Consider the following 13767-nt stretch of genomic DNA (forward strand, 5'->3'; position numbering starts at 1 on the left):
ACTCTTGAACCGAAAGACAGGAGCAACAGGGAACACAAAGCAGACCTAAGTATTGAAGGAGTCCTCTCTACCCGACAATCCCAGGAAACCCCGGTTTCACTGAGGACATCATTTTGTGGATCGATGACGACGATCGCGGTGTCATTGTTGTTGATCTTCATGTCTCTCCTGATGTGTTCACTTGTCATTGCCTAATCTCTTAGCTGATGTAAACCTCGGAGGTTTGCACCAAAAATGAGACATAACGCCTTATTGAGGAGCTTAAACCGCCGAGGTTTGGGCATAGGAGAAACGATCGTTTTCTATTGCAGATGTTTCTTCAGTTCAGCCGCTGCGTGGATAAACAGAGAACGCACTGCGGGCACTTCGGCTAAACCATTGAGCAGCCCAAAGTCATGGATCATGCCGTTGTAGCGCACGGTAGTTACTTTGACTCCTGCTTCATTCAACCTGCGCCCATACGCCTCGCCGCCATCCCGCAAAATATCGCTTTCTGCCACCTGAATGAGCGCCGGAGGTAAGCCTTGTAATTGCTCAACCGTAGCCTGTAAGGGAGAGGCATAGATGTCCTGGCGTTTTTCTGGATCAGCGATATACATGTCATACATCCACTTCATCAACGGTGTCGTCAAGAAACGCTTGTCGCCAAATTGATGATATGACTCTGTTTCAAAACTAGCGTCTACGATCGGCCACATCATAATTTGCAGCTTAATGTGCGGACCGCCTTTCGCCTTTGCCATCAAAGCGGTGACAGCTGTCATGTTGCCGCCCACACTGTTACCGACAACTGCCAAATTTTTGCCATCAACCTCAATCTCCTCACCATGCTCGGCAACCCATTTGGTCGCGGCATAGATCTCATTGATCGCCTGGGGATACTGAGCATCGGGCGTGCGAGTGTAGTTAACAAAGACACCGGAAAAGCCTGAGTACACAACCAGATCGCGCACCATACGTTTGTGCGTGGGGTAATCACCCAGTACCCAACCGCCGCCATGAATAAAGATGAAAACAGGCAAGGTGCCTTTAACACCCTCAGGTCGTACGATGTTGAGCGTAATGGCATAACCATCAGCAGTAATCGTTTTCTCAGACTCTTCAATACCTGAAAGATCAACTGGAACAGAAGCCTGGGCATCCACAAGGACTTGACGCGCTTCGAGCGGCGGTAGGGTCTCTAAAGGCGCACCACCTGAATTCAATACTTTCAAAAATGCCTTTACTTCTCTGGAAAGACGCGGATCGTCTGCGACTTTCAAGAATTTCAATGCTGGCGAGGTTGCTTGAGCAATCATATATTCTCCTTCGGTTGTTGATGGTAAACAATTTGTTGAAATGGCACTGTCAAGCTAACTGACTCGGACAATGTCCGTTGATGGACAGTAGTGAAACGTCTCCGCACCCTCTTATCAGGCAAGAACGGGTTGCAAGCGTGAGGTAAGAAATTGGCTGATATGGGCTGCGATCGCCTCCCCCTCTTCTTCCAGGGCAAAATGTCCAGTGTCGAGTAGATGGAATTCAACGTCTTTCAGGTCACGCTGGTAGGGATAAGCACCTTCGGCAGGAAAAATGTAGTCATTCTTGCCCCAAACAATCAGGGTAGGCGGTTGATGCTTGCGGAAATATTCCTGCCACTGCGGGTATAACGGTGGATTCGTGCCATAGCTATACAGCAATGCCAATTGAATTTCACCATTGCCGAGGCGATCGAGAAAATGTTGATCCATCGTCCAGGTATCCGGGCTGATCGCTTCCAGGTTGCGAACGCCGTTGGTATATTGCCACTTCGTTGCGTCCAGGGTGACAAGATACTCCAGCTTGGCAGCATTTTCAGGTGAGCGATCGTGCCAGTAGGCTTTGATCGGCTCCCAAAAATCGCGCAATCCTTCCTCGTAGGCATTCCCGTTTTGCACAATCAGCCCTTGCACCCGCTCTGGATGTTTCGCGGCAAGCCGATAGCCAACAGGTGCACCATAATCCATCACGTAAAGGCTGTACTTTTTGAGATCGATCGCGGTGATAAATTTCTCCATGATCTCAGCCAGATGATCAAACGTGTAGTCAAACTCATTCACTGTTGGCATGGAACTGTTACCGTACCCCGGATAATCGGGTGCAACGAGATGGAATTTATCAGCAAGTGCCGATATGAGATTACGGAACATATGAGACGAAGTTGGGAAGCCGTGTAATAGCAGAATGGTTGGATTATCACGGGAACCTGCTTCACGGTAGAAAATATCTAAACCGTCGATCGAAATGGTGCGGAATGTAGTCATGAGATTACTCCTTGTAAGTTTATGATGATGAAATGATGGCGTTTTAAGGCAAGTTAATCTAACTCATATCCTGACGACGGCTCTGCTCCTGGAAGTAATCGCGCCAACTTTCGGGTAACGCTTCGAGATGAGCCGCTCTATGAAGCAAATCTGGATCGGTCTGCTCACGGGTATACAGTTGAGTGATATCGGCAACCGTGATGTTGTTCTCGTCTCGGCTGACCAACTCTAGAGTATCTCCCACCCCGACTTCGCCCTCTTGCAAAACGGAGAAGTAAAAGCCAGTACGACGACTGGCAAGAAAGCGTTTCACCATATCCGGTCGCCCAAACCGTATTCCCAGCTTGTAACAGGGCATCCGTGGTTGTGTGACCATCAATTTCACTGTGCCGATCGCAAACCGATCGCCAATATTCAAATCCTCTTCTTTCAATCCAGTGGTCGTGAAATTTTCACCAAAGTTACCCATCGTCAACTCGGTGTCAGGTAATTCACTACGCCAGTGGTCGTAATGCTCAAACGGATAGACATAGACAGCTTTCTCCAAACCACCATGAACAGTGAGATCAGCCTGCCCATCACCATCTAAATTGAGCGATCGCACCATAACGCGGGTACTCACTGGCTCTTTGAAAATACCCGTCCTCACCGTTTTCCCTTTCCAGGTCACTTCACGCGGAAGTCCGACGTTGACAGAGATGAGTTCCATCTTCAACCCCACAGTGTTTGATTATCAAGCAATGGTAACCCCTTATGGTTTTTCATCCCCTTTGCTGCAACGCTGTAATCGTTTGTATGGCTTTAATTTAGGGGATTCACTCAACGTTGTCGTCCATTCATGGTTTATTGTTTAAGCAACCGATCGATTACAGATTGCTTGATCCGAGGTATGGATTTTGATCCAACTTAAGTTCATAATCTTAATCAACCTTGAGTGGGGTATGACAGGCTTAAGAGCTGGTCAGCCCTCGCCTGATGGCAATAATGGTTGCCTGGGTGCGGTCTTTTGCTCCCAACTTGCTGAGAATGCGGTTGATATTCGATTTAACGGTGCTTTCAGTAATCATTAAAGCAGCACCAATTTCCAGGTTACTCATGCCTTGAGCGACTAATTGTAGGACTTCTAACTCGCGATCGGTCAATTCGGGATGGTTCATGCGCTGTGCTAACTTCGCGCCCACGTGTAATGGAATATATTGCTGACCACTGTGCACGGTACGAACCGCTGTGCGCAACTCGCTGGGCTTAGAGTCTTTGAGCAAATAGCCCTTTGCACCTGCTCGCAACCCTCGATAGATGTCCTCATCACCGTCATAGGTGGTTAAGACAATCATGCGAGCCGTTTTGAATTCAGCACAAAGCGCCGTAATGGCTTCCACTCCTCCCATTTGAGGCATGCGTAAATCCATCAAGGTGATATCTGGCTGCAATTGACGGAACAACTCGATCGCCTCGATTCCATTCTTCGCCCGCCCAATCACCGTCATATCCTCTTCTTCATTGATAATGGCGGCAATCCCTTCCTGAACGATGGTATGGTCATCCACAATGAGGACTCGAATCGCGGCTGGTTGACTCATGGGCTTTGCTCCCGACTTACAATCACAACAATTTCTGTACCCTGATCTGGCTGGCTTTGGATGATTAATTCACCGTTCATCCGTTCAGCCCGTTCACTCATGCCCACTAGACCAAAGCTCTGCTCTAAAGAGACCTGAGCCACGTCAAAGCCTTGCCCATCGTCCTTAATGCGTAAAAGACACTGCGTTTCCTCATACACTAACTCAATGTCAATGGCCGTAGCGTAGGCATATTTAACAGCATTGGTGAGGGCTTCTTGCCCAATTCGCAAAAGATGATTCTCAACGTGTGGGGCTAAAGTATAGACGGCTCCAATAATGTCGCAAGTGAGCTGAGTCTGGCTAGACACTTGCATTTGAGCGGTCAGGCGTTTGAGAGCACTCGGCAAATCGCCTTCTTCCAACAGTTTGGGACGCAGAGCCACCACCGATCGCCGTGCTTCCGCCAGTCCAGACCGCGCTAATTCATCCACGGTTTCCAGGTGCGCTTCTGCCTGAACTGGCTTTTTCACCAGGATTTCCATCGCGGCTCCCACGTGCAGCAGGATACCTGTAAACGCTTGCGCGAGAATATCGTGAATTTCCCGTGCCATGCGATTACGCTCATCCAGAAGAGACGCTTCTTCAGCCCGTTTGCGATCGGTGATATCGTAGAGAGAAGCAATCTGCACCACTCGCTCACCAAAGGTCGTCACTTTGATGCGAATTTCGGCTGGAAACGTCGTCCCATCTTGGCGGAGACAGACAATTTCATGAAACGCTTCGTCGTGCGCTTGCAGGTGCCGGACAATAAGTGCCTGGTCAGATGGATCGATAAGTTGGCTTATGGGCATGCCGATCGCCTCGGCGGTGGCGTAACCAAACATTACGGTTAAGGCTTCATTTGCATCCACAATGCGACCTTGCTCAATCAGGGCGATCGCTTCCACAGCCGCGCCTGCAAGTTGCCGAAAGCGGGCTTCACTTTCCATCAGGGCTAACTCTGCTTGTTGGCGCTCGACAATTTCCTCTTGTAGGTTCAAGGTTCGCCCTTCAACCTTTTGCTCTAGCGTGCGGGCATATTCCTTCAGGTTTTCCCATAACAGATAGCCATTGCTGGTGATAGCAGATCCCACAAGCGCCAGCAGCGGTGGCATGATCATCACCCACCAGCCTAGTAGAAAGAAGCCATAGGCACCACCGCAAAGCGCCACGCCTAACAGAATCACTCGCGTTGTCGTTTGTCGAGGTGATGAAGCTGTCCAGCCGATAACCGCTCCGATCGTGGACCAAAGCACAAGCCATACCCATTCCATTGGTTCCGGGTAGACGTTCAGTAGCGGTCGTCCGTCTAAAGCCGCGCTCAGCAATTGACTGGCTAACAGTGCGTGGACTTCAACGCCAGCAGATGCAGCAATGGCATCCGTCGTGTAGGCGGTGAAGAATTTGTCATTCACGCTTTCTGCCGTTAGCCCGATGAAGACGATGCGATCGCGCACCAAATCGCGTGGCAATCGACCCTGTAAGACATCCGTCAGGGAAATCGTGTGAAACCCTTGCTGAAACTTGGGAAAGTTAGACAAAATTTGATACCCGCCAGCATTAATACCCACATACCCGCCAGCATTGGCTTTCAACGGCATAAAGACGGCTCGACCCAACCGAAACTGCGTCTGATCAGGATTAAGGGGTTGACGGTTAATCCCCTCCGCTGCCAAATACGCAAAGGCTAGACGTGTTCCCAGCGTAAAGATTGATCGATTGTCTTGAGTTCTTAAATACAGCAGGCTGCGGCGTACCCGACCGTCTGTATCTAACAAAAGATCGATGGCACTGACTTGATCACGCTGTTTTAAGAGCGGTGGTGCTTGAATGACTTCTCCTTTAGCCGTTCTAATGACCTTCTCAACCCCAATTAAGTTGGGCGTAGTGGTGAAGACGTTAACCAGTGCTTGATGACCCGGTTCTACAGGCAAATCGCGAAAGATATCCAGACCAATGACCCTGGGTTGCTGTTGTTTGAGTGAGGTGATGACGCGAGCCAGCACCGCATCCGACATGGGCCATTGTCCGAGTTGTTTGATGTCTGACTCATCGATCGTCACCAGCACAATGCGAGCATCAACCGCTTCAACGGGACGGAGGCGAAACATCTGGTCCAGCGCCACTAGCTCCATCAACTGGAGTGCGCCTGCAAAACGCAAAAGCAGCAAACCACCGGCAATGCTGGGAACGGTTATTAAAACGCCACGCCAGCGCCAAAGGTGCTGCTTGAAAATTGTCCACATAGGATAAAGGCGATCGCTCAACGTGGGTTTGCATTCTCGGAGTTGCTATCAATCATGGTATCCACTCCCCCCGCTTGCAACAGTTCACGCCAAGCGGTGCTGATGTTTGAGTCCTTGGGTTGACTGCGTTTTAGCTGAAACAAAAGGGCGAGAGCATCGTACCAAGCGTCTGCTTGCTGATAGAGTGCCACCTGTTCTCTAGGCGATGCCTGCTGGATTTGGCGTAGACGAGCCGGATCAAGCTCAAGGCGTTGAACCATCCCCGTAACAAAGCGATCCTCCAGGCGATCGTTTGGATTACAGATGATGGCAAACGACCAGGTATAGGGTTTGTCAATCTCTAAAGGCTTTGCCTGCACAGGCAGGGTAATGTTGATCAAAGCGGGTGTATTGGTTAAAGCAATCATGGTTCGATAAACGCCACGACCACCTCGACTACTGAGGCTGAATTCGGCATTCTTCGCACTGGTTTTGGGCACATAGACGAGAAAGGTGGGACGCTCTACCACTGTGCGTCCTGGTTTCGTCGTGGGGCTAAGGGCTGTCAGCAACGGGCTTGGTGTTGCCGCTCCCACATCTTGAGGACAGTTGGATGGATCACGCCGTCCCCCTGCTGAGGAGCTATCCGGATTCGTCGGTGGTGGTGGTGGATTGCTTTGTGCAAGTTGGGGTTCCGCCCTTCGATCCCCCCATCCCCCCTTCAAAAGGGGGGCTAAAGATAACTCCGTTCCCCTCTTTTGAAGGGGGATTAAGGGGGATCTTTGTTGGAATATTGCTGGCGAAGCGATCGCAGGCGCGATCGCTAGTTCTAAAACTAGAGCAATGCCGATGGGAATGATGTGTAGAAGCACTTTGAGGTTAGATATCATGTTTTTTACAACCAATTTCCTAAAAGAACAAACGGTGCCCAGTAGTAAGGCGAGGTGTAATCATCTTGCTGTAACAAAGCGACTTGAGCGCGGCGCAAGGCTTCAGCTTTCGTCACCCCAGGCTTGCCTAACTCACGATAAAACTGAATCATCAGCGATGCAGTGGAGCGATCGCTGACTGACCATAAGGAAGCAAGCGTGCTGCGTGCCCCCGATCGCACCGCTACCCCTGCCATGCCTAAAGCTGCACGCTTATCCCCGGTTGCCGTCTGGCACGCGCTCAGCACCAGCAGTTCGATCGGTTTCAAATTGCCTTCTCGTGTGCGCAACAGTTGATCCAATTGTTTAACGTTGATGGGGCCATCCCAGGTCAAAATAAACGTGTCATCTGCCTTCGAGCTAAACTGACCGTGCGTTGCCAAATGCACAATGGACGCGTCCGTGGCATCAACCTGAGTTTGCAGCGATCGCTGAGTAAATGACTGATCAAGCAGTGTCTTAGAGGGAATTTCAGCTTTAATTTGCTGAATTTCAACCGCCACATTCGGCAATGCCGCAAAGCCTTCACGCGCTTGACTTAAGCCTGCCAGGAGTCCTTGCAGCCGCGATCGTTGTAGAGATTGGGCTTGCAGCAGTTGCAACCCAGGCGTAAGCACCACACTGTATTTTTCAATCAGATACTGCTGTCCATCATGAAGCGCCGCCATCGGCAAACTGCGGAGCAAACCATCCGGTACAAAGACGAGGGTTTTCACACCACTTGCCACCAGTTCCGTCTCTACAGGCTGTAAAAGAAGCTGATAAACCTGTTGGGAAACGGGTAACCAATCTTCCACAAAGGCGGTCGGTCTCAGCGCTTGCCGCATTTGCGTGAGGCGGTGCTCTAATTCCACTTGGGGAAGCGATGTCTTGTGATAGCGCAAGGGTTGATTCGGCAACGCCAAAATCACGGCTAACTGGTTGGGCAAAATGATGGGATAAATGACCGCCGCCTGAGGATCAAGCTGGTCAATATTAACCGGACGTGCATTGGTACAGGCTTCTCGAAAGAAGTTATCAAGTTCTGCCAATTGCAGCACTTCAATGACTTCACGCGCTTGTTTCAGGTTGTTTTGACTGGGCGCATCACTGTCAGATTGCAACAACAATTCCACAAACTGTCGGTAAACGGGTTCAACGCTTTCTCGAAAGGAAAACTGCACCTCTGGATTGATTGCTGCCAGATCACTGCGAAGCGATTGCAATGTTTTGACCGCTTCGGCATAGGCAGCGGTAGCTTCTTCCAAGCCCCCGGTCGATGAGCAAGGTTGTGTACCTTGACAGAAAAGCCGTCCGAGTTGCCACTCCCACTGATAGGCAATATCTGGCGCATCAATAGACTGAGCGAGACTGAGCGCCTGTTGAGTCAGCGTTTTGGCAGCGTCCCATTGTTGGGTGTTCTCATACAGTCTCCCTAAAGTACCAAGCGCATAGGATTCGACACGCCGATCGCCCATGTTACGACCCTGCTGCATCGCCATAGCCAGCCCCCGAGCCGCACCGTTGAAAACTTGGGCTGACGCCTCCCCCGCTCCCCCTGCCTCCCCCGCTCCCCGACTCCTCAGTCTGACCAAACTCTGCGCCAGATGAATCCGCGCATACGCAGCCAGACGACCCGCTGGCAACTGAGCAAGCTGGACTTGCAGCGGCGGCAATAGACGTTGAGCCTCTGCCTGTCGGTTCGCCTCCACAAGTAAACTGAACTGTGCAAGCTGAATTTGTGTTTTTGCTGTCAGCGACGGAGCCGTAATTAATGCCCGTTGGTAAAACGTCAATGCTGTATCCGTCTCTCCCTGAGCGCGGGTCGTGTTTCCCAGGCTGAAGAGAATGCCGCTTAGCTCTGATGTCGATCGCGCGGTTTGATCTTGAACTTTCTCAGCGTTGGCAAAGCCTCTCCTCTGGAGAATCGCCAGACTTTGTTCCAGCACAGCCCGCGATTGAGCCAGATTGCCTACCAACCGCAAAACCTTACCCAGGTTCCGCAAACCCGTCATCTGTAAACGCGCATCAGGTTGGCTTTGTAGCGCTTGTTCTACCTGCGTCAGCAAAACGGTTGCTCGTCTATAAAGTCCCTCTGACTGTAAGGCTCTGGCTTGATTAATCTGACTACCCAGAATGCCAGTTGGATCATCTGCTTGACGATAGGCAGCTTCAGCCATGCGCCAGGTTTTAAACGCTTCTGACGGTTGACCATGAGCGAGTTGTAACTGTCCTTGAGTGGTGAGCACCTGGGCAAGAACTAGATTGGAGTTTTGAGTTTCAAGTTTTGAGTTTTGAATGAAAGCAAGGCTATCTGCGATCGCTCCTTGCGCCTGTGTCCACTGTCCCAGATCGCTGAAGGCAGTGGCGAGAAAACTAAGTATAAGTGCCTGATTGAGACGATCGCCCTCCTGCCCGTAACGGTCTGTGGCCTTTTGCCAGAGGGCGATCGCGTCTAAAAGTTGCCCTGCCTGATATCGCTCTTCTGCCTGCTGCACCAGTTCGGCGGGGGGAGGCGTGATAGCGGACTGAAGAGACTGGGATAGAGTACTGAGCGATCGCCCTGTTTGCTCTGCCTGAAACCAAGTATTTGGTCGCTCGGTCGCAGCAGCCAGTCCGGCATGAAAACCGATCGCAAGAAACAGTCCGAGCAAGGTGCATGAAAGGAAGCGCAACCAGCCTTTTCTCATGCAGAAACGCTGCAAGCCAGCCTGCTTTCGATGAGTTCGCCTATTCTGATACTCCTCATTCATCTGCTTGTGAGGCTCCTTCCGAATCCTGTTGTCAGGCGATGCGGTTGATAAAAGCGAATGATGTTGGCGTTTCGTCTTGTTATCGCAAGTTTTACAGTCTCAGACCAGGGAAGATTGGCTAGTTAGCATACTTTAAGTAGTTTACTGCCTGACTGGGCAGGCGATGGATTGACTTAATGGATTCTGCATGGTTGGGACAGGTGTGGTGGCAACTAGAACGATCGCTCCGGTGGGAGTTACCTGCCAGCCGGTAGCTTCGATGATGGGGGTGCCGGGAAGAGTTTTGAGTTCTGAGTTGATTCTGACTTCTGGCTTCTGACTTCTGACTCCTACCCTACTCACTGCTTGCTGAGCCACAGTTAACCTGCGCCGATCACGCCAATCGGCATCATCATCCAATTGTTGTTCCGGCGTAGGTGGCAAACCACCGCGACCACTGATGACGAACGAATTACCCTGGTTGGCGGGACAACCCTGAGCAATGAGACGCGAGGCATCAACCACAGTCGTCGGCAGTGCAACCAAGCCGGAGGTGGGATCAAGCCGATTGATGTTGAGTTGCACCGTGCCACTTAAGGCAGAAGTAGCTCCCGTAGCGGTGATGTCGCTCAAAGGCGTGTCTTGAGGGCGAAACTGAAGCCCAAAGATGCCAGCAGCATTAATCGTGACGTTACCACCACGAGCGTTCACAGAATTGGCACGGATATCGCTATTTTCAGTGGGAATGGCGACGATCGAGCCTGCATCAATCCGAATATTGCCACCATTGCCACCCGCTGAAGTCGTGATTTGACTGTTGTTCCGCAGCAACAAAACATCCCTCACATTCAGGTCAAGATTGCCCCCTTCCCCGGATACAGTAGCCCCAGTAATTGAACCGCCACGATCAAGAAAAATTAAGTTGGCATTCACCCGCAATGTGCCAGCATTCCCAGTGCCCTGATTATTGACACCAATGTTTGCACCATTACTAATGTTCAAACGAGGAGTGTTAATGGTTACGCTACCTGAATTCCCACTTGGTCTGTCAGGCAGTCTAAAAATTTGTCGTAAGGATTCAACCACAATAGAGGCAGACGAACCTACACGACTGGAAAGAGGATTGCCAAGCACGGTACCACTGACCTCGACAAAGTCGCTGGCATTGATAGTGACACTGCCAGCGTTACCAGTTGCTAAAGTGGAAGTATTGACAGTGCCTCCGTTGTGAAGCACCAGCCTTGCCGTATTGATCGTTACTACTCCAGCATCGCCAGCATTGAGAGCGTTAGAGGACACACTGCTTCGAGTGAAAATAGGTGTCACTCCTGCTATTTCTACTGCTTCAGTTGCGTTCACCGTCACAGCGCCACCCTTGCCGGATCCAAAAGGGGTAGTTGCTAAAGCTGCTCCCTCTAAAACACTTAATCGCCCTGTCGATACCGTTATCGTTCCTCCATTTCCAGAGTTGAATGAGCCGTTACCGATAACACTGATAAGAGTAGGATTTGTAGACGAAAATCCAATCAGTTGGATAGAGTCAGAACTATTTACAGTTATATTGCCAGCATCACCAGAACTGTAGGAGCGAGCAGCAGTTCCCGCCCCACCCTGTGCAATTAACTGCTGAGTTGAAACTGTAATATCTGCCCCACGTCCAAGTCCCGCAGTTTCACTATATAAGCCGCCCACAATTCTCGCCTGTGGATCAGTTCCACTGACGTCTAAGGACTGAGCAGCCTTAACCCCGATGCTTCCACCTGCTTGAGTTCCCCGGTTTTGAACCAACAGTAGTGAACCATCCACCAGCGATACTTGATTCCCTTGCACCTGAATTAATCCGCTACCACTAGCATCCGCTAACGCCTGTTGCGAGAGACGAATAGCACCAAAACGTTGGTTTGCTTGATAAGCAAACGCAAAGCCAGAAGTCGTAGCACTGAGGTTCACTTGCCCATCGCGCACGCTGCCCAACTCAATGCGTCCTTGCTCTGCTGTTAGGGTGCCGCCATCAATGTCTAGATCGCCTCCAATCAAAGCAAGGGTTTGACCGGCTGGCACCCGTAGACCAGAGGTGCTATTCCCTCTATTAATGGGTGAGAAGATCGGCACCTGAACCGATAAATTGTAGCCATTCCCTTGCACACGAATATTTCCCGGATTTTGCCCCAACTGCAAGCCAGTCGGAACGCTCACCGTCAAGAGTGGTGCCACTTGGGGTATGGTGGCGCTGTACTGAAACCCATCGGCAAAGTTGATGCTGTTGGCAGTCGTCCCCACAAAGGAACCACCGATATTAAGTTGCGCATTCGGACCAAACAGAATGCCATTGGGATTCAGCAAAAATAGATTCGCTGTGCCATTTGCCCGCAGCACCCCATCAATATTAGAGACTGACCCACCCGTCACACGACTGAAGATATTTTGTACGTCAGCGGCGTTGTTGAAGTAAGCAGAGCCACCCATTGGCACCGAAAATTGGCTGAAGCTATGGAACAGATTACCGCCTCGCCGTGTCCCACCGTCAATTTGCACAGTGGGATTGCCAGAAACTTGCGATCGCTCTCCCGCAGGCAATGTGGCATCAGGCACAATTTGCGCGGCGATCGGTGCAGCACACAGCCACGCACTCAGGAGACTGCCCGTTAAAACCCATGCTTTGAAATGCGATCGGCTCATGTTGACTCCTCTCGCAGTGATATGGATAGGATAGGCTACCTTGGCACAATTACTCCAACCAAAACAGGCTCCGACCAGGTAAGAGGAGTGAATTAATTTTACTTTTACTACTGTCTCCCTTGACAGGCGACTGACTGATGCAACTGATTCTGTACCGTTGGGTCAGGGGTCGTCGCAACGAGCATAATCACTCCATTTGGAGCGATTTGCCAACCAGTCGCTTCGATGATGGCAGGGCTGATCTATCAGCCGTAGAAAATAGAATCGACCCTGCGCCGCATCATGGTTAGGGTCAAATTTGAGCTGTTCACGAACGCCTTCAATGCTTGGGCACAAGAACATTGTGCTCCGGCTGATGCTGAACATTTGGCGATCGATGGCAAAGCGATCAAAGCGAGTGTGAGCGACTACGACCAGCCTTATCAAGCTTTTGTCAGCGTGGTATCCGCGTTTAGTGTGACGCAAGGTGTCGTCGTCGGGTTAGAAACCATGCGGAGCCAGCAAACCAGCGAAATTCAGACGGTGGAAGTGTTGTTGGAAAAGCTGCAACTCAAGGGTGTGTGTTTTAGTCTCGATGCCTTGCACACCCAAAAAAACAGTGGCACGCATGATCCACAGTGGTAATGACTATTTGATTGCCGTCAAGCGTAACCAACCGACGTTATTTGAGCAGTTACAGACTCAGTTTGAGCACGTTCCAGCCCCAAGTGTAGACAGTCAAACGGAACCGACCCGTGACCGCCAAACGCAACGCACGGTGAGTATCTTAGACCGTGTAGCCGACATTGATCCGCAGTGGGTGGGCGTCCAACGGATCATTCGAGTGGAGCGAGTGGGTACCAGAGCGGACCGACCGTTGACCGAAACAATGTTCTACATCAGTTCGTTGACTCTGGATGCTGCCGAGTTCGCTCAACGCATTCGCCAACATTGGCACATTGAAAATCGTCTGCATTGGGTCAAAGATGTGATCCTTCAAGGAGATCGGTCTCCCTTATGTGATGGCCATGCCCCAGCGAATTTTGCCGTTGTGCGCACCATGTCGCTTAATCTCTTTCGGCACCATGGCTCTGACTCCATCACCCAAGGGTTACGCCGTCTCGCCCATGATATCCGACGCTCTTTTCCTTTTTTCAATAGATCAGCCCTGCTTCGATGATGGGGGTGTCGGGTGTGGGGTCAGGAGTGTCGGGAAGAGTTTTGAGCTTTGAGTTCTGAGTAGCACTAGCTCTTTGAGCGCTACTTCGTAAGTGCGCCGCGTTGCTAGTGGTCTGTCAATTTTCAGTTGATGGGTAAAGTCGCTGTAGTTTGATGCGTGCATCGGCTGTCGTAAACCGCCA

The 13767-nt window shown here is 50.9% G+C and carries 9 protein-coding genes and 1 pseudogene; 1 reads left to right on the forward strand and 9 read right to left on the reverse strand.

Going from position 1 to position 13767, the window contains the following annotated elements:
* Positions 1 to 302: 302 nt before the first annotated feature.
* From C7B82_RS19785 to C7B82_RS19820, 8 genes are all read right to left on the reverse strand, one after another.
* On the reverse strand, positions 303 to 1298 hold the full coding sequence (locus C7B82_RS19785) for an alpha/beta hydrolase (protein ID WP_106258001.1): 996 nt from the start codon (positions 1296 to 1298) through the stop codon (positions 303 to 305).
* A gap of 114 nt (positions 1299 to 1412) precedes the next feature.
* Positions 1413 to 2282: an alpha/beta fold hydrolase gene (locus tag C7B82_RS19790; protein ID WP_106258002.1), complete on the reverse strand. Its 870-nt coding sequence runs from the start codon at positions 2280 to 2282 to the stop codon at positions 1413 to 1415.
* A gap of 58 nt (positions 2283 to 2340) precedes the next feature.
* Entirely contained in the window at positions 2341 to 2991 is a 651-nt protein-coding gene (locus C7B82_RS19795; RefSeq protein ID WP_106258003.1) for an MOSC domain-containing protein, read from the reverse strand.
* A gap of 241 nt (positions 2992 to 3232) precedes the next feature.
* The gene (locus C7B82_RS19800; RefSeq protein WP_106258004.1) at positions 3233 to 3862 is read right to left on the reverse strand and encodes a response regulator; all 630 of its coding nucleotides are present in this window, start codon (positions 3860 to 3862) and stop codon (positions 3233 to 3235) included.
* Positions 3859 to 6129: a CHASE2 domain-containing protein gene (locus tag C7B82_RS19805; protein ID WP_106258005.1), complete on the reverse strand. Its 2271-nt coding sequence runs from the start codon at positions 6127 to 6129 to the stop codon at positions 3859 to 3861. The genes C7B82_RS19800 and C7B82_RS19805 overlap by 4 nt, the downstream gene beginning before the upstream one ends.
* A 17-nt stretch (positions 6130 to 6146) precedes the next feature.
* Entirely contained in the window at positions 6147 to 6998 is an 852-nt protein-coding gene (locus tag C7B82_RS19810; RefSeq protein WP_106258006.1) for a DUF928 domain-containing protein, read from the reverse strand.
* Between the two features lie 5 nt (positions 6999 to 7003).
* Positions 7004 to 9706 (reverse strand): CHAT domain-containing protein, encoded by a 2703-nt coding sequence (locus C7B82_RS19815; RefSeq protein ID WP_106258007.1) that lies wholly within the window; start codon positions 9704 to 9706, stop codon positions 7004 to 7006.
* Positions 9707 to 9910: 204 nt separating this feature from the next.
* Positions 9911 to 12427 carry a two-partner secretion domain-containing protein gene (locus C7B82_RS19820; protein ID WP_106258008.1) on the reverse strand — a complete coding sequence of 839 codons (2517 nt, stop codon included), beginning with the start codon at positions 12425 to 12427 and terminating at the stop codon, positions 9911 to 9913.
* A 282-nt stretch (positions 12428 to 12709) separates the two neighbouring features.
* Between C7B82_RS19820 and C7B82_RS33880 the strand changes: the two are divergent.
* Positions 12710 to 13586 (forward strand): annotated as a pseudogene (locus C7B82_RS33880) (ISAs1 family transposase).
* Here C7B82_RS33880 and C7B82_RS32515 read toward each other — a convergent pair.
* Positions 13569 to 13767, reverse strand: a 199-nt coding sequence (locus C7B82_RS32515; protein WP_219904600.1) for a hypothetical protein, incomplete at its 5' end; no start/stop codon positions are given. The pseudogene C7B82_RS33880 and the gene C7B82_RS32515 overlap by 18 nt on opposite strands.

Source organism: Stenomitos frigidus ULC18 (genome assembly GCF_003003795.1).
GTDB classification, from domain to species: domain Bacteria; phylum Cyanobacteriota; class Cyanobacteriia; order Leptolyngbyales; family Leptolyngbyaceae; genus Stenomitos; species Stenomitos frigidus_A.